Raw genomic sequence first — 16,889 nt, forward strand, 5'->3', positions numbered from 1 at the left:
GGGGGCAGTCAACGTGCGCGTAGTGGCGGTTGGCCGTCTCGTACTCGACGTGGGCGGTGTTGATCGTGATGCCGCGGGCCTTTTCTTCGGGCGCTGCGTCGATCTGGTCGTAGGCCTTGGCCTCGCCGCCGAACTTCTTGGACAGCACCGTCGCGATCGCTGCCGTCAGCGTCGTCTTGCCATGGTCAACGTGGCCAATCGTGCCCACGTTCACGTGCGGCTTGGTCCGTTCAAACTTGCCTTTTGCCATTTCAAATCTCCAAAAAGAGCATCTCGCCAGTCTGTTGGTTTAGCGTTTCCACAGAGCCCGTGATTCCCGCCGACTGGCGAAGCGGGCGGGCCGCTGTGAAGACGATTCGGTTCAGAAGCGGATCAGGCCTTGCCGCGCGCCGTGATGATGGCGTCGGCAACGTTCTTGGGCGCTTCGGAGTAGTGCTTGAACTCCATCGTGTACGTGGCGCGGCCTTGCGTGGCCGAGCGCAGCGACGTGGAGTAGCCGAACATTTCGCTCAGCGGGACTTCGGCCTTGATGACCTTGCCACCGCCGACCATGTCGTCCATCCCCTGCACCATGCCGCGACGGCTGGACAGGTCACCCATGACCGTACCGGCGTAGTCTTCCGGTGTCTCGACTTCCACGGCCATCATCGGCTCGAGGATGACGGGGCTGGCGCGGCGGCAGGCTTCCTTGAAGCCCATCGAAGCGGCCATCTTGAACGCGTTTTCGTTCGAGTCCACGTCGTGGTACGAACCGAAGGTCAGCGTGACCTTGACGTCCACGACCGGATAGCCGGCCAGCACGCCGTTCGGCAGGGTGTCGATGACGCCCTTTTCGACCGCGGGGATGTACTCGCGAGGAACGACGCCGCCCTTGATGGCATCAACGAACTCGAAGCCCTTGCCCGGCTCTTGCGGCTCGACCGTCAGCACGACGTGACCGTACTGGCCCTTACCACCGGACTGGCGAACGAACTTGCCTTCGACGTCGGTGGCGGTCTTGCGGATGGTTTCGCGGTAGGCCACTTGCGGCTTGCCGACGTTGGCTTCCACGCCGAACTCGCGCTTCATGCGGTCGACGATGATTTCCAGGTGCAGCTCGCCCATGCCGGAGATGATGGTCTGGCCCGACTCTTCATCGGTGCGCAGACGGAAGGACGGGTCTTCCTTGGCCAGGCGGCCCAGGGCGATACCCATCTTTTCCTGGTCGGCCTTGGTCTTGGGCTCGACGGCCTGCGAGATCACGGGCTCGGGGAAGATCATCTTTTCCAGCGTGATGATGCTTTCCGGGTCGCACAGGGTCTCGCCCGTGGTGACGTCCTTCAGGCCCACGCAGGCGGCGATGTCGCCGGCCAGAATTTCCGAGATTTCTTCACGCTGGTTGGCGTGCATCTGCAGGATCCGGCCGATACGCTCCTTCTTGCCGCGGATCGGGTTGAAGACCGAGTCGCCGGACTTCAGCACGCCGGAGTAGACGCGCACGAAGGTCAGCTGACCGACGTAGGGGTCGGTCATCAGCTTGAAGGCCAGGGCCGCGAACTTCTCTTCGTCGATACGCTGGCGCACGACGGGCTTGTCGTCGTCGTCGGTGCCCGGCACCGGCGGGATGTCCGCGGGCGAGGGCATGAAGTCGAGGATGCCGTCGAGCATGCGCTGCACGCCCTTGTTCTTGAAGGCGGTGCCGCAGAACATCGGCTGGATTTCAGCGGCGATGGTGCGCTTGCGGATGGCGGAGATGACTTCGTCTTCCGTCAGATCGCCCGACTCGAGGTACTTGTTCATCAGCTCTTCGCTGGACTCAGCGGCGGCTTCGATGAGGTTCTCGCGCCACTTGACGGCGTCAGCCTGCAGTTCAGCCGGGATCTCTTCGTAGCTGAACTTCATGCCTTGCGAGGCCTCGTCCCAAATAATCGCCTTCATCTTGATGAGGTCGATCACGCCGGTGAAGTTTTCTTCAGCGCCGATGGGGATGACGACGGGCACGGGATTGGCCTTCAGGCGCAGCTTCATCTGGTCGTAGACCTTGAAGAAGTTCGCACCGGTGCGGTCCATCTTGTTGACGAACGCGAGGCGGGGCACCTTGTACTTGTTGGCCTGGCGCCAGACGGTTTCCGACTGGGGCTGCACGCCACCCACGGCGCAATAGACCATGCAGGCGCCGTCCAGCACGCGCATCGAGCGCTCGACTTCAATCGTGAAGTCGACGTGGCCCGGGGTGTCGATGATGTTGATGCGGTGCTCGGGGCGAGCCAGATCCATGCCCTTCCAGAAGCAGGTCGTGGCAGCGGAGGTGATCGTGATGCCACGCTCCTGCTCCTGCTCCATCCAGTCCATCGTGGCGGCGCCGTCATGCACCTCACCGATCTTGTGGTTCACGCCGGTGTAGTAAAGGATGCGCTCGGTCGTGGTGGTCTTGCCGGCATCGATGTGCGCGGAGATACCGATGTTGCGGTAGCGCTCGATGGGGGTTTTGCGGGCCATGGTTTGCTCCAGAAGACAGGAGCCGCCAGCGGGTTGGTAGAAACCCGAGGCGGCTGAAAGACAGTGAGTTTAGAAGCGGAAGTGCGAGAAAGCCTTGTTGGCTTCAGCCATGCGGTGAACTTCGTCGCGCTTCTTCATCGCGCCGCCGCGGCCTTCAGCGGCCTCCAGCAGCTCATTGGCCAGACGCTGGGCCATCGACTTCTCACCGCGCTTGCGGGCCGATTCCTTCAACCAGCGCATGGCCAGAGCCATCCGGCGGACGGGGCGAACTTCCACGGGAACTTGGTAGTTCGCACCGCCGACACGGCGGGACTTCACTTCGACCATGGGCTTCACGTTGTTCAGGGCGACCATGAACACTTCCAGCGGATCCTTGCCGATCTTCTTCTCGACCTGGTCGAGGGCGCCGTAAATGATGCGCTCAGCGACGGCCTTCTTGCCCGATTCCATGATGACGTTCATGAACTTGGACAGATCGACAGAACCGAACTTGGGGTCCGGGAGGATCTCGCGCTTGGGTACTTCGCGACGACGTGGCATGGCACTCTTCCTTTTGCTTCAGTTGGAGACGGTCTTCTGACCTGACTCCGCTGGACAACCACCGACATCTGGGGTCATCCACTTACTCGGCCGCTGAGACATTTCAGGGGCCGCAACAACGTTGGATCAGTCAGCGACTGAACCGAACAAACGATTTACTTCTTCGGACGCTTCGCGCCGTACTTGGAGCGCGACTGCTTGCGATCCTTGACGCCTTGCAGGTCGAGCGAGCCACGGACGATGTGGTAACGCACGCCAGGCAAGTCCTTCACACGGCCGCCGCGAACCAGCACGACGCTGTGTTCTTGCAGGTTGTGGCCTTCACCGCCGATGTAGGAGATGACTTCGAAGCCGTTCGTCAGGCGCACCTTGGCGACCTTACGCAGCGCCGAGTTCGGCTTCTTCGGAGTGGTGGTGTAGACGCGGGTGCAGACACCGCGGCGCTGCGGGCAGTTCTGCATCGCAGGCGACTTGGACTTGGTGACCTCGGCCTCTCGACCGTGGCGCACCAGTTGATTGATGGTTGGCATAAAACGACTTGTTCCCGTTTGAAGTCTGTGAACCTCGCTGGTTTCGGGGCGCAGCGTGGCGCACTTGCGTGCGCCCATGGCAAAACGCCGCCCAAAAGGCGAAGAGCCGAGGATTGTAGACCGGTGAGGGATTCGGCACAAGGGTCTGCCCGTAGAGCCGGTTAAGCTGGTGACATGCCGTCGCCTGCCCTCGCCTTCACCGCCCCAGCCCAAGAGGAAGACACGCGACCGGCCATCGTCGTCGACACCCAGGTTGTCATGGACTGGTTGGTCTTCAACGACCCGCGCGTGCAGCCCTTGGCCGCGGCTTTGGCGTCCGGCGGCTTGCGCTGGCTGGTGGCACCGGCGATGCGCAACGAGATCCGCCACGTGCTGGGCCGCGGCGTCGCCGCGCGCTACGCGCCCGACCTGGCCCTCATCGATGCCCAATTCGATGCCCATGCCCACGCGGTGGAGGCGGCCGAGCCGTCACCGCGGCTGGTCTGCCGTGACCCGGACGACCAGAAATTCATCGACCTGGCGCTGGCGCGCGGTGCGCGCTGGCTGGTGTCGCGCGACAAGGCGTTGCTGTCGCTGGCCAAGCGCGCCAAGCCACGCGGCCTCGTCATCCTGAAGCCGGAGCAGTGGACGCTGGAATGAAAAAGCCGCCCGCGGCTTGCACCGGGGCGGCTTGAGAGGGCAGCAAAGCCCTCGTCGGCTCAGTCGGCCGCGTGGTCGGCGTCGACGCCAGCCATCTGCGCGGCAGCCAATTCCTCGGCCTCCTGCAGGGCGATGGCGCGACGCTCGGCGTCGTCCATCTCTTCCTTGGCACGGCGGGCCTGGTGGAAGGCCATGCCGGTGCCGGCGGGGATCAGGCGACCGACGATGACGTTTTCCTTCAGGCCACGCAGCTCGTCGCGCTTGCCCATGATGGCAGCCTCGGTGAGCACGCGGGTCGTTTCCTGGAAGGAAGCGGCCGAGATGAAGGAATCCGTCGACAGCGACGCCTTGGTGATGCCCAACAGCACGTCGGAGTGGATGGCAATCATCTTGCCTTCCTTGCGCAGACGGTCGTTGGTGTCCAGCAGCTCCGAACGCTCGACCTGCTCGTTCAGGATGTACGTCGAATCACCCGGGTTGGTGATCATCACGCGACGCAGCATCTGGCGAACGATCACCTCGATGTGCTTGTCGTTGATCTTCACGCCCTGGAGTCGGTAGACGTCCTGCACCTCGTCGACGATGTAGCGCGCCAGTTCCTCGATGCCCAGCAGGCGCAGGATGTCCTGCGGGTCTGCCGCACCGTCGACGATCAGCTCGCCGCGGTTCACCACTTGGCCTTCGTGCACCAGGATGTTCTTTTCCTTGGGCACCAGTTCCTCGTGGGCCTTGCCGTCCGGATCGGTGATCTGCAGGCGAATCTTGCCCTTGGTCTCCTTGCCGAACGACACGGTGCCGGTCTGCTCGGCCAGCACACCGACATCCTTCGGCGAGCGGGCTTCGAAGAGCTCGGCCACACGCGGCAGACCGCCGGTGATGTCTCGCGTCTTCTGGCCTTCGACCGGGATACGGGCCAGCACTTCACCGGGCAGCAGTTCCTGGCCATCGCGGATCTGGATCAGCGAGCCGACCTGGAAGCCGATGGCCACCGAGTGGTCGGTACCGGGGATCTTGACCTCGTGACCACCCGCATCCAGCAGCTTGACCTGCGGGCGGATGACCTTGGCGGCACCGCGGCGCTTCGGGTCGATGACGACCAGGGTCGACAGACCGGTCACCTCGTCCACCTGCTTGGCGACGGTCACGCCTTCCTCGACGTTCTCGAAACGCGCCTGGCCGGCGAATTCCGTGATGATCGGGCGGGTCAGCGGATCCCAGTTCGCGAGCACCACGCCGGCCTTGATGACCTGGCTGGCCTTGATGTTCAGGATCGCGCCGTAAGGCACCTTGTGACGCTCACGCTCGCGGCCGTGCGGGTCGGCAATGATGATCTCGCCGGAGCGGGAAATCACGACCAGCTCGCCCTTGCCGTTGGTGACGTAACGCATCGTGGCGTTGAAGCCGATGATGCCGTCCGACTTGGCTTCGACACTCGAGGCAACCGCTGCACGCGACGCGGCACCGCCGATGTGGAAGGTCCGCATCGTCAGCTGCGTGCCGGGCTCACCGATGGACTGTGCGGCAATGACGCCCACAGCTTCACCGGTGTTGACCAGGCCGCCGCGGCCGAGGTCGCGGCCGTAGCACTTCGCGCACAGACCGAAGCGCGTGGCGCAGGTCAGCGGCGTGCGAACCTTGATCTCGTCGACGCCGGCAGCCTCCAACACGTCGAGCGTGTCTTCGTCCAGCATGTGGCTGGCGCCCAGCAGCGACGCCTGGGTTTCGGGGTGCACGACATCGACCGCCGTGACGCGGCCGAGGACGCGGTCACGCAGCGATTCGATGACTTCACCACCTTCGACCAGGGCGCGCATCGCCATGCCGTTGTCGGTGCCGCAGTCTTCCTCGATGACCACCAGATCCTGGGTCACGTCGACCAGACGACGCGTCAGGTAGCCGGAGTTCGCGGTCTTCAGCGCCGTGTCCGCCAGGCCCTTGCGGGCACCGTGGGTGGAGATGAAGTACTGCAGAACGTTCAGGCCTTCACGGAAGTTCGCCGTGATGGGCGTCTCGATGATGGAGCCGTCCGGCTTGGCCATCAGGCCGCGCATGCCGGCCAGCTGGCGGATCTGGGCCGCGCTACCGCGGGCACCCGAGTCGGCCATCATGTAGATCGAGTTGAACGACTCTTGATCGACGGTCTTGCCGTGGCGATCGGTCGTCTTCTCGACCTTCAGGTGGTCCATCATCTTCTTGCCGATTTCGTCACCGGCCTTGCCCCAGATGTCCACGACCTTGTTGTAGCGCTCGCCGGCCGTCACGAGACCCGAGACGTACTGCTGCTCGATCTCCTTGACTTCCTTCTCGGCGCGCTCGATCAGCGTGTGCTTCTGCGCGGGCACCAGCATGTCGTCGATGGCGATGGAGATACCGGCGCGCGTGGCGAGCTTGAAGCCGCTTTGCAGCAGCTTGTCGGCCAGCACGACGGTTTCCTTCAGGCCGCACTTGCGGAAGCTCGTGTTGATGAGACGCGAGATTTCCTTCTTCTTCAGCGCCTTGTTGATGTTCGAGAACGGCAGGCCCTTGGGCAGGATCTCGGACAGCAGCGCGCGGCCGACGGTGGTGTCCGTCAGCTTGGTCTCGGCGACGAATTCGCCCGTGTCCTTGTCCTTGGTCCACTCGACCAGACGCACGCTGATCTTGGCGGTGATTTCCACGGCGCCGTTTTCCAGCGCGCGGATCATCTCGGGGATGTCCGAGAAGATCATGCCCTCGCCCTTGCCGTTGGTGCGCTCGCGGGTCGCGTAGTACAGACCCAGCACCACGTCTTGCGACGGCACGATCGACGGCTCACCCGAGGCCGGGAACAGCACGTTGTTGGAGGCCAGCATCAGCGTGCGGGCTTCCATCTGCGCTTCGATGGACAGCGGCACGTGGACGGCCATCTGGTCGCCGTCGAAGTCGGCGTTGAAGGCCGAGCAGACGAGCGGGTGCAGCTGGATGGCCTTGCCTTCGATCAGCACGGGCTCGAAGGCCTGGATGCCGAGGCGGTGCAGCGTCGGGGCGCGGTTCAGCAGAACCGGGTGCTCCTTGATGACTTCTTCGAGGATGTCCCAGACCACCGGCGTGCCGGATTCGACTTCCTTCTTCGCAGCCTTGATCGTCGTCGCGATGCCCATGGCTTCGAGACGGCTGAAGATGAAGGGCTTGAAGAGCTCGAGCGCCATCAGCTTGGGCAGGCCGCACTGGTGCAGCTTGAGCGTCGGGCCGACCACGATGACCGAACGGCCCGAGTAGTCGACGCGCTTGCCCAGCAAGTTCTGACGGAAGCGACCGCTCTTGCCCTTGATCATGTCGGCCAGCGACTTGAGGGCACGCTTGTTCGCGCCGGTCATCGCCTTGCCGCGGCGGCCGTTGTCCAGCAGCGAGTCGACGGCTTCCTGCAGCATGCGCTTTTCGTTGCGCACGATGATTTCAGGGGCCTTCAGCTCCAGCAGACGGGCCAGGCGGTTGTTGCGGTTGATGACGCGACGGTAGAGGTCGTTCAGGTCGGAGGTCGCGAAGCGGCCGCCGTCCAGCGGCACCAGCGGACGCAGGTCCGGCGGCAGCACGGGCAGCACGTCCAGCACCATCCAGTTCGGCTTGATGCCGGACTTCTTGAAGGCCTCCATGACCTTCAGGCGCTTGGAGTTCTTCTTGACCTTGAGCTCCGAGCCGGTCATGTCGTTGCGCAGGCGATCGATCTCGATGTCGAGATCCATCTCCTCCAGCAGCTTCTTGATGCCCTCGGCGCCCATCAGCGCGATGAACTCGTCGCCGAACTCGACGCGCTTGGCGTCGTAGTCGTCCTCGCTCATGATCGAGAACTTCTTCAGCGGCGTCATGCCCGGGTCGACGACCACGTACGCTTCGAAGTACAGCACGCGTTCGATGTCGCGCAGCGTCATGTCGAGCACGAGGCCCAGACGGCTGGGGAGCGACTTCAGGAACCAGATGTGCGCGCAGGGCGCCGCCAGGTCGATGTGGCCCATGCGGTCACGGCGAACCTTGGTCTGCGTGACTTCAACGCCGCACTTCTCGCAGATCACGCCGCGGTGCTTCAGGCGCTTGTACTTGCCGCACAGGCACTCGTAGTCCTTGATCGGGCCAAAGATCTTGGCGCAGAACAGGCCGTCGCGTTCCGGCTTGAAGGTGCGGTAGTTGATGGTCTCGGGCTTCTTCACCTCGCCGAACGACCAGCTGCGGATCTTCTCCGGGGAAGCCAGGCCGATCTTGATGGCATCGAAATGCTCATCGGGGGTGAATTGCTTGAAAAGGTCGAGTAGTCCCTTCATGCATCTGCTCCTTAATTGCGTTCCAGTTCAATGTCGATGCCAAGGGAGCGAATCTCCTTGACCAGGACGTTGAACGATTCGGGCATGCCCGCTTCGATGGCGTGTTCGCCCTTGACGATGGACTCGTACACCTTGGTGCGGCCGTTCACGTCGTCGGACTTGACCGTCAGCATTTCCTGCAGGATGTACGAGGCGCCGTAGGCTTCCAGCGCCCAGACTTCCATTTCGCCGAAACGCTGGCCGCCGAACTGCGCCTTGCCGCCCAGCGGTTGCTGCGTGACCAGCGAGTACGGGCCGGTCGAGCGGGCGTGCATCTTGTCGTCCACCAAGTGGTGCAGCTTCAGCACGTGCATGTAGCCGACGGTGACCGGGCGCTCGAATTGCTCGCCGGTGCGGCCGTCGCACAGCCAGGCCTGGGTGCGCGTGGCGGTCAGGCCCTTCTTGGCGGCGATGTCGTCCGGGTAGGCCAGCTTCAGCATGCCGCGGATTTCTTCTTCCTTGGCACCATCGAACACCGGCGTCGCGAAGGGCACGCCCTTGGCGAGGTTCTCGGCCATTTCCAGCACTTCCGTGTCGGTCAGGTCGTCGATGTTCTCGGTCTTGCCGCCGCTCTGGTTGTACAGCTCGTCGAACAGCTTGCGCAGCTCGGCCACCTTGGTGTGCTGCTGCAGCATGTCGCCAATGCGCTGGCCGATGCCCTTGCCGGCCCAGCCCAGATGCACTTCCAGCACCTGGCCCACGTTCATCCGCGACGGGACGCCCAGCGGGTTCAGCACGATGTCGGCAGGCGTGCCGTCGGCCATGTAGGGCATGTCTTCGATCGGGGTGACCTTGGACACGACGCCCTTGTTGCCGTGACGGCCGGCCATCTTGTCGCCAGGCTGCAGGCGACGCTTGACGGCCAGGTAGACCTTGACCATCTTCAGCACGCCGGCAGGCAGCTCGTCGCCCTGCGTCAGCTTCTTGCGCTTTTCTTCAAAAGCCAGGTCGAAGCTGTGGCGGGTCTGGTCGAGCGAGTTCTTGATCGACTCGAGCTGGTTGGCGACTTCCTCCTCGGCCGGGCGGATGTCGAACCAGTGGAAGCGCTCGACCGAAGCCAGGTAGTCCTTGTCGATCTTGGTGCCCTTGGCGATCTTCTGCGGACCGCCGTTGGCGACCTTGCCATTGAGCAGCTTCTCGATACGGTCGAAGGCGTCGCTCTCGACGATGCGCAGCTGGTCGTTCAGGTCCAGGCGGTAGCGCTTCAGCTCGTCGTCAATGATCTGCTGGGCGCGCTTGTCGCGCTGGATGCCTTCACGGGTGAAGACTTGCACGTCGATGACCGTGCCTTGCGTGCCCTGGTCGACGCGCAGCGACGTGTCCTTCACGTCCGAAGCCTTCTCGCCGAAGATGGCGCGCAGCAACTTCTCTTCCGGCGTCAGCGTCGTCTCGCCCTTGGGCGTGACCTTGCCGACCAGCACGTCGCCCGGGTTCACTTCGGCACCGATGTAGACGATGCCCGACTCGTCCAGACGGCCGAGCTGCTGCTCGGACAGGTTCGGGATGTCGCGGGTGATTTCCTCGGCGCCCAGCTTGGTGTCACGCGCGTTGACGACCAGCTCCTCGATGTGGATCGAGGTGTAGCGGTCTTCGGCGATGACGCGTTCGGAGATCAGGATCGAGTCTTCGAAGTTGTAGCCGTTCCAGGGCATGAACGCGACCAGCATGTTCTGGCCCAGGGCCAGTTCACCGATGTCGGTGGACGCGCCGTCGGCAATGATGTCCTCGGCCGCCACCTTGTCGCCACGGCGCACGATCGGGCGCTGGTGGATGTTGGTGTTCTGGTTGGAACGCTGGTACTTGATCAGGTTGTAGATGTCGACACCGACCTCACCGGCCACGGTCTCGTCATCGTTCACGCGGATCACGATGCGGTTCGTGTCGACATAGTCGACCACGCCGCCGCGGCGAGCCGCGACCACCGTGCCCGAGTCCTTCGCCGCCACGCGCTCGACGCCCGTGCCCACGAAAGCCTTCTCGGGGCGCAGCACCGGCACCGCCTGACGCTGCATGTTGGCGCCCATCAGCGCGCGGTTCGCGTCGTCATGCTCCAGGAAGGGCACGAGCGAGGCCGCCACCGACACGATCTGCGTCGGCGCCACGTCCATGTACTGGATGCGCTCGGGCGAGGTCAGCACCGATTCACCGTTTTCACGGGCAGACACGAGTTCGTCGGTCAGCTCGCCGGTGGTGTTCAGCGTCGCATTCGCCTGGGCGATGACGTACTTGCCTTCCTCGATGGCGGACAGGTAGTCGATCTGGTCGGTCACCTTGCCGTCGACGACGCGGCGGTAAGGCGTTTCCAGGAAGCCGTACTCGTTGAGCTGCGCGAACAGCGCCAGCGAGTTGATCAGGCCGATGTTCGGGCCTTCCGGCGTTTCGATCGGGCAGACGCGGCCGTAGTGGGTCGGGTGCACGTCACGGACTTCGAAGCCGGCGCGCTCGCGGGTCAGGCCGCCCGGGCCCAGGGCGGACACACGACGCTTGTGCGTGATTTCCGACAGCGGGTTGGTCTGGTCCATGAACTGCGACAGCTGCGACGCACCGAAGAACTCCTTCAGCGCCGCGGAGATGGGCTTGGAGTTGATCAGGTCGTGCGGCATCAGGGCTTCGGTCTCGGCCTGGCCCAGACGTTCCTTGACGGCCTTCTCGATGCGGGCGAGGCCCGAGCGGTACTGGTTTTCGGCCAGTTCGCCCACGCAACGCACGCGACGGTTGCCCAGGTGGTCGATGTCGTCCACTTCGCCGCGGCCATTGCGCAGCTCGACGAGGATCTTGACGACGTCAAGGATGTCCTCGTTGGACAGGTTCATCGCGCCTTCCGGCGTGTCACGGCCGACACGCGCGTTGAACTTCATGCGACCGACGCGGCTCAGGTCGTACGTGTCGGTGCTGTAGAACAGGCGGTTGAACAGCGCTTCGACGGCGTCTTCCGTCGGCGGCTCGCCGGGGCGCATCATGCGGTAGATGGCGACGCGGGCGGCCAGCTGCGTCTCGGTCTCGTCAGACGCCAGCGTTTGCGAGATGTAGGCGCCTTCGTCCAGCTCGTTCGTGAACAGGCACTGGATTTCCTTGACGCCAGCCTGGCGCAGCTTCTTCAGCAGCGCGTCGGTCAGTTCGTCATTGGCCTTGGCAATGATCTCGCCGGTGTCAGCGTCGATCATGTTCTTGGCCAGCACGCGGCCGACCAGGAAGTCTTCCGGCACCGAGATGTGCTGCGTGCCGGATTGCTCCAGCTGGCGCACGTGACGAGCCGTGATGCGCTTGTCCTTCTCGACGATGACGGCGCCGCTCTTGTCGACGATGTCGAAGCGGGCGACTTCACCCTTCAGGCGGTCGGCGACGAACTCCAGCTGCGCGCCAACATCCATCAGACGGAAGTTGTCGAACACGAAGAAGTGGGCCAAGATCTGCTCGGGGTTCAGGCCGATGGCCTTGAGCAGGATCGTGACCGGCATCTTGCGGCGACGGTCGACGCGGAAGTACAGGATGTCCTTCGGGTCGAACTCGAAGTCCAGCCAGGAACCGCGGTAGGGAATGATGCGGGCGCTGAACAGCAGCTTGCCCGACGAGTGCGTCTTGCCCTTGTCGTGCTCGAAGAACACGCCCGGCGAACGGTGCAGCTGCGACACGATGACGCGCTCGGTACCGTTGACGATGAAGGAGCCGTAGTCGGTCATCAGGGGCACTTCGCCCATGTAGACCTCTTGCTCCTTGATTTCCTTGACCGTCTTCGCCTGGGGCGACTCACGGTCATAGATGATCATCTGCAGGCGCGCACGCACGGCGGCTGCGTAGGTCAACCCCCGCTGCTGGCACTCGCGGGTGTCGAACGGCGGCTTGGCGATGTTGAACTCGAGGAACTTCATCTCGACGAAACCGTTGTGCGAAACAATCGGGAACGCCGAAAGGAAAGCCGCCTGCAGCCCTTCGGGCTTGCGTTTGGCGGGGGCCACGTCCTTCTGCAGGAAGGCCACGTAGCTGTCCTTCTGCATGGTGAGCAGATAGGGAACGTTGAGAACGCTCTCGCGCTTGCCGAAGCTCTTGCGGATCCGCTTGCGCTCGGTGTAGCTGTAGGGGGTTGCTTGCGCCATAAACACTCCGTGTCGAGCCCACCCCTGGCCGTGGGGCGAGCCGCGTCGGCGACTGGCTGGCTCACCCGCCCAGAACGGGCGGCTGCCTAGCTTGGTGGTTGGCCACTACCAACCGCTGGCGGACAACCCCGGCATTGCACCGGAGTCCGACCAAACTGGTTCTCTGCAGTCGGATCAGAGAACACTTGAAAGAACTGCGCATCATACTGCGCCGAGTGCTTTCAGCTGTTCTCAAGCAGGATTAACCCGCAAAGACGAAAAAGGGGAAGCCCTGAGGGCAACCCCTTTTCTAGTCAGTGGGGCCGGAGCCTGCGTCGCAGGCCCAACCCCAAAGTCTTACTTCAGCTCGGCCTTGGCGCCGGCTTCAACCAGCTTCTTGACAGCGGCTTCGCCGTCAGCCTTGGACACGCCTTCCTTGACGTTCTTCGGAGCGCCGTCGACCAAGTCCTTGGCTTCCTTCAGACCCAGGCCCGTGATTTCACGGACGGCCTTGATGACGGAGACCTTCTGAGCGCCGGCTTCGGTCAGCACGACGTTGAACTCGGTCTTCTCTTCAACAGCAGCAGCAGCACCGCCGCCAGCGCCACCGGCGGCCGGAGCAGCCATCGAAGCGGCGGACACGCCGAACTTCTCTTCAATTGCCTTGACCAGATCGTTCAGTTCCAGAACGGTCATGCTGTCCAGAGCGGACAGGAAAGCGTCTTTATCGAATGCCATGATGAATTTCCTTAAAACAGATTGATTGCGAATGAACGCGTTGTTCGTCGATCAGGCCGCAGCCGGGGCTTCGGCGGCCACTTCGGCGCCGGCACCACGTTGCTGAGCCAGGGCCGCCAGCACGGCCGCGGTGCGTTGCACCGGCGACTTGAGCAGGCCAGCGATTTGCGACAGCAGCACTTCCTTGCTCGGGACAGAGGCCAGCGCTTTCACGCCGTTCACGTCCAGAGCCTTGCCGCCGTACGCGCCGCCCTTGATGACGAGCTTGTCGTTGGTCTTGGCAAAGTCAGCGATGACTTTGGCAGCCGCGACAGCGTCTTCCGAAAAGCCGTAGATCAGCGGGCCGACCATGCTCTCCGCAGCAGCTTCGAACGGGGTGCCTGCGACAGCACGACGCGCCAGGGTGTTCTTCAGCACGTGAAGATACACACCTTGGGCGCGCGCGGTGACGCGCAGCTTGTTCAAGGCTTCCACGGTGAGGCCACGGTACTCGGCCAACGCCAGCGTCTGCGACTTGGCAGCTTGCGCTGCGACGTCGGAGACGACGACTGCCTTCTCGTTGCGATTGAGACTCAAGGTCTACTCCTCACATTTGCTCCTTCCGCCTTGCGGCATCCAGAGCGCCAGGGATTCAGCGACCATCTGTCAGGAAACCCGCTCCGATGGCTCGGAGCGATAAACCCGTCAGCGGGACCGCCATCTGCGCTGGTCGAGGCCGACTGTCACATCGGTTCCCCGGATTAAGACTTGCCCCCAACTGCAGGGCTCATCACCAGCGGTCTTGGATGACGCGCCGGCCAGCAAGCTGGCCAACGCCCCACCAATCTTGTGTGCGCGGCGCCAGACTCGCGCCGCACAGATTCAGTTCAAGCTCAGGCCTGGGCTTGAGCGTTGATCGTGGCGATGTCGACACGGGCGCCAACGCCCATCGTCGAGGAGATCGCCACCTTGCGCAGGTAGATGCCCTTGCTCGACGCCGGCTTGCTCTTGTTCAGGGCTTCGATCAGCGCGCGCAGGTTGCCTTCCAGCTTGTCGGTGTCGAACGAACGACGGCCGAGGGTGCCATGGATGATGCCGGCCTTGTCGACGCGGAACTGGACCTGGCCAGCCTTGGCGTTCTTGACGGCGGTGGCGACGTCCGGGGTCACGGTGCCGACCTTGGGGTTGGGCATCAGGCCGCGCGGGCCCAGGATCTGACCCAGGGTACCGACGACACGCATCGTGTCCGGCGAGGCGATGACCACGTCGAAGGGCATGTCGCCCGCCTTGACGCGCTCGGCCAGGTCTTCCATGCCGACAACGTCGGCGCCGGCGGCGCGGGCTTCGTCAGCCTTGGCGCCTTGGGCGAAAACGGCGACGCGCTTGGTCTTGCCGGTGCCGTTGGGCATCACGACGGCGCCACGCACGACCTGGTCCGACTTCTTGGCATCGATGCCGAGTTGCACGGCCACGTCGATGGACTCATCGAACTTGGCGGAGGCCAGACCCTTGACCAGGTCCAGCGCTTCGGTCAGGCCGTACAGCTTGGTCGACTCGACCTTGCCAGCCAGCGCCTTTTGCTTCTTGGTGAGCTTGGCCATGTCAGACCCCTTCCACGATGATGCCCATCGAGCGGGCTGAGCCGGCGATGGTCTTGACCGCGGCGTCCATGCTGGCAGCCGTCAGGTCCTTGGTCTTGATCGTTGCGATCTCTTCCAGCTGGGCGCGGGTCAGCTTGCCGACCTTGTCCAGATGGGGGCGCTGCGAGCCCTTTTCGATCTTGGCAGCCTTCTTGATCAGCACGGTCGCCGGGGGCGACTTGATGATGAAGGTGAAGCTCTTGTCTGCGAACGCGGTGATGACCACCGGCAGCTTCATGCCAGGCTCGTAGCCGGCTTGAGTCTGGGCGTTGAACGCCTTGCAGAACTCCATGATGTTCAGGCCACGCTGACCCAGCGCAGGACCCACCGGGGGCGAGGGGTTAGCCTTGCCAGCCGGAATTTGCAGCTTGATGAAGCCGACAATCTTCTTTGCCATGTTTTCTCCAATCCAGTGCCCGGGCGGCAAAGCCTGAACACCTGAGTGCTAGCGCATCGGACTCGGACCGAAGTCCTTACCTTTGCTCCTCTTGTCCGCCTCTCGTTGCAGACTGATCACGGGCCGACGTTCATGGGACGCCGGCCGAACCCAGGATTCTAGCGCGTCAGACTTTTTCGACCTGCGCGAAGTCCAGCTCCACCGGCGTGGCACGACCGAAGATCGTGACCGACACACGCACCTTGGACTTGTCGTAGTTGACTTCCTCGACCGAGCCATTGAAGTCGGTGAAGGGGCCTTCCTTGACGCGCACGACCTCGCCGACCGTCCACTCGACCTTGGGCCGGGGCTTCTCGACGCCCTCTTGCATCTGGTTGACGATCTTCATGACCTCGGCTTCCGAGATCGGCGCGGGGCGGTTCTTGGCGCCACCGACGAAGCCCGTCACCTTGGACGTGTGCTTGACCAGGTGCCAGGACTCGTCGTCCATGGACATCTCGACCAGCACATAACCCGGGAAGAAACGGCGCTCGGTGACGGCCTTCTTGCCGTTCTTCAGCTCGACGACTTCTTCGGTCGGCACCAGGATGCGGCCGAACTTGTCCTGCATGCCGGCGCGGTCGATGCGCTCGCGCAGATTGCGTTCGACAGCCTTCTCCATGCCCGAATAGGCATGGACGACATACCAGCGCTTGGGCAGGCCCGCCGGGGCTTCGGTCGTGACGACTTGTTCTTCAGACATTGGGATTCCTTGCCTCGATCTTGATCAGCGCTTCCAGCCCAGGATCAGGTCGTAGAGCACCCATTCCAGCGTCTTGTCGGTCAGCCACAGGAACAGTGCCATGACGACGACGAAGGCGAACACATACAGCGTCATCTGGCGCGCGTCCTTGACGGTGGGCCAGGCGACCTTGCGGACCTCGCGCACCGAGTCGCGACCGTAGGCGATCAGCGACTTGCCATGCTCGGACGTGAAGAAAACCGCCACGCTGGCAGCCATCAGCACGAACAGCGAGGCCCATTGCGCCAGCGCGCCCTGCTTGGACAGGCCGTAATAAGCCACCAGCGCGCCGACCAGCAGCAACACCGCGGCGGCCAGCTTGGCCTTGTCGGCACCGCTCGTCACGGTCTCGACTTGGGGAGGATTCGCCATCACTTCACTTTCACGTGCCGCCTTGCAGCGGCTATTCGGATGCTGCTCAGGCTTGTAGCCATCAGCAGCAAGGCCCGCCGAGATTGCTCTCGCGGGCCGATGCTTTGAGCCTTGATTCCAACCGTCGTGATCAGCGACTGTTGGCAGGGGCAGAGGGTCTCGAACCCCCAACCTTCGGTTTTGGAGACCGACGCTCTGCCAATTGAGCTATGCCCCTGCGGCCTAAAAAAACTTACGCAATGATCGTTGCGACGACGCCCGAGCCGACGGTGCGGCCGCCTTCACGGATGGCGAAGCGCAGGCCCGTCTCCATGGCGATCGGCGCAATCAGCTTCACGGTGATGCCGACGTTGTCGCCGGGCATGACCATTTCCTTGTCCTTGGGCAGCTCCACGGCACCGGTCACGTC

General features: G+C 63.4%; 14 protein-coding genes and 1 tRNA gene. 1 reads left to right on the top strand and 14 read right to left on the bottom strand.

Translation table 11 applies throughout. From position 1 onward, the window contains the following. The 4 genes from AC1D29_RS29195 to rpsL form a co-directional block, all read right to left on the bottom strand. Positions 1–250, bottom strand: a 250-nt coding sequence (locus AC1D29_RS29195) for a GTP-binding protein (protein WP_457426405.1), incomplete at its 3' end; no start/stop codon positions are given. 122 nt (positions 251–372) lie between these two features. Further along, positions 373–2,478 carry an elongation factor G gene (gene fusA / locus AC1D29_RS29200; protein ID WP_477904224.1) on the bottom strand — a complete coding sequence of 702 codons (2,106 nt, stop codon included), beginning with the start codon at positions 2,476–2,478 and terminating at the stop codon, positions 373–375. Between the two features lie 69 nt (positions 2,479–2,547). Next, the gene (gene rpsG, locus AC1D29_RS29205) at positions 2,548–3,018 is read right to left on the bottom strand and encodes a 30S ribosomal protein S7 (RefSeq protein ID WP_119046632.1); all 471 of its coding nucleotides are present in this window, start codon (positions 3,016–3,018) and stop codon (positions 2,548–2,550) included. A 155-nt stretch (positions 3,019–3,173) separates the two neighbouring features. After that, positions 3,174–3,548: a 30S ribosomal protein S12 gene (gene rpsL, locus AC1D29_RS29210; protein WP_056194784.1), complete on the bottom strand. Its 375-nt coding sequence runs from the start codon at positions 3,546–3,548 to the stop codon at positions 3,174–3,176. Positions 3,549–3,722: 174 nt separating this feature from the next. Here rpsL and AC1D29_RS29215 point away from each other — a divergent pair, with 174 nt between their 5' ends. Beyond that, complete coding sequence (locus AC1D29_RS29215) at positions 3,723–4,187, top strand: putative toxin-antitoxin system toxin component, PIN family (protein ID WP_477904226.1); 465 nt, start codon at positions 3,723–3,725, stop codon at positions 4,185–4,187. 59 nt (positions 4,188–4,246) lie between these two features. On the opposite strand, the gene rpoC is transcribed toward AC1D29_RS29215, so the two are convergent. The 10 genes from rpoC to AC1D29_RS29265 form a co-directional block, all read right to left on the bottom strand. After that, positions 4,247–8,461: a DNA-directed RNA polymerase subunit beta' gene (gene rpoC / locus AC1D29_RS29220; RefSeq protein WP_477904227.1), complete on the bottom strand. Its 4,215-nt coding sequence runs from the start codon at positions 8,459–8,461 to the stop codon at positions 4,247–4,249. Between the two features lie 11 nt (positions 8,462–8,472). Next, the gene (rpoB, locus tag AC1D29_RS29225) at positions 8,473–12,594 is read right to left on the bottom strand and encodes a DNA-directed RNA polymerase subunit beta (protein ID WP_477904229.1); all 4,122 of its coding nucleotides are present in this window, start codon (positions 12,592–12,594) and stop codon (positions 8,473–8,475) included. A 336-nt stretch (positions 12,595–12,930) separates the two neighbouring features. Further along, complete coding sequence (gene rplL, locus AC1D29_RS29230) at positions 12,931–13,311, bottom strand: 50S ribosomal protein L7/L12 (protein ID WP_477904231.1); 381 nt, start codon at positions 13,309–13,311, stop codon at positions 12,931–12,933. A 51-nt stretch (positions 13,312–13,362) separates the two neighbouring features. After that, complete coding sequence (gene rplJ, locus AC1D29_RS29235; RefSeq protein ID WP_477904233.1) at positions 13,363–13,887, bottom strand: 50S ribosomal protein L10; 525 nt, start codon at positions 13,885–13,887, stop codon at positions 13,363–13,365. 296 nt (positions 13,888–14,183) lie between these two features. Further along, a complete protein-coding gene (gene rplA / locus AC1D29_RS29240) occupies positions 14,184–14,891 on the bottom strand; it encodes a 50S ribosomal protein L1 (protein ID WP_477904235.1) in 708 nt (235 codons plus the stop codon). Position 14,892: 1 nt separating this feature from the next. After that, the gene (gene rplK, locus AC1D29_RS29245; protein ID WP_477904237.1) at positions 14,893–15,327 is read right to left on the bottom strand and encodes a 50S ribosomal protein L11; all 435 of its coding nucleotides are present in this window, start codon (positions 15,325–15,327) and stop codon (positions 14,893–14,895) included. Positions 15,328–15,493: 166 nt separating this feature from the next. Next, positions 15,494–16,069 (bottom strand): transcription termination/antitermination protein NusG, encoded by a 576-nt coding sequence (nusG, locus tag AC1D29_RS29250; protein WP_422009939.1) that lies wholly within the window; start codon positions 16,067–16,069, stop codon positions 15,494–15,496. Between the two features lie 24 nt (positions 16,070–16,093). Next, positions 16,094–16,480 (bottom strand): preprotein translocase subunit SecE, encoded by a 387-nt coding sequence (secE, locus tag AC1D29_RS29255; RefSeq protein WP_477904239.1) that lies wholly within the window; start codon positions 16,478–16,480, stop codon positions 16,094–16,096. Between the two features lie 141 nt (positions 16,481–16,621). Then, a tRNA-Trp gene (locus tag AC1D29_RS29260) sits at positions 16,622–16,697 on the bottom strand. A gap of 15 nt (positions 16,698–16,712) precedes the next feature. Then, on the bottom strand, positions 16,713–16,889 hold a 177-nt coding region (locus AC1D29_RS29265; RefSeq protein WP_477904241.1), incomplete at its 5' end, for an EF-Tu C-terminal domain-related protein.

The sequence above is a fragment of the Roseateles sp. P1_C6 genome (assembly GCF_056406315.1).

Excerpts from the sequence above, each read along its gene's own strand:
- secE (WP_477904239.1), bottom strand. The coding sequence starts at position 16,480 with ATGGCGAATCCTCCCCAAGTCGAGACCGTGACGAGCGGTGCCGACAAG.
- rpsL (WP_056194784.1), bottom strand. The coding sequence starts at position 3,548 with ATGCCAACCATCAATCAACTGGTGCGCCACGGTCGAGAGGCCGAGGTC.
- rpsG (WP_119046632.1), bottom strand. The coding sequence starts at position 3,018 with ATGCCACGTCGTCGCGAAGTACCCAAGCGCGAGATCCTCCCGGACCCC.
- rpoB (WP_477904229.1), bottom strand. The coding sequence starts at position 12,594 with ATGGCGCAAGCAACCCCCTACAGCTACACCGAGCGCAAGCGGATCCGC.
- rpoC (WP_477904227.1), bottom strand. The coding sequence starts at position 8,461 with ATGAAGGGACTACTCGACCTTTTCAAGCAATTCACCCCCGATGAGCAT.
- AC1D29_RS29215 (WP_477904226.1), top strand. The coding sequence starts at position 3,723 with ATGCCGTCGCCTGCCCTCGCCTTCACCGCCCCAGCCCAAGAGGAAGAC.
- rplA (WP_477904235.1), bottom strand. The coding sequence starts at position 14,891 with ATGGCCAAGCTCACCAAGAAGCAAAAGGCGCTGGCTGGCAAGGTCGAG.
- fusA (WP_477904224.1), bottom strand. The coding sequence starts at position 2,478 with ATGGCCCGCAAAACCCCCATCGAGCGCTACCGCAACATCGGTATCTCC.
- rplK (WP_477904237.1), bottom strand. The coding sequence starts at position 15,327 with ATGGCAAAGAAGATTGTCGGCTTCATCAAGCTGCAAATTCCGGCTGGC.
- rplL (WP_477904231.1), bottom strand. The coding sequence starts at position 13,311 with ATGGCATTCGATAAAGACGCTTTCCTGTCCGCTCTGGACAGCATGACC.
- nusG (WP_422009939.1), bottom strand. The coding sequence starts at position 16,069 with ATGTCTGAAGAACAAGTCGTCACGACCGAAGCCCCGGCGGGCCTGCCC.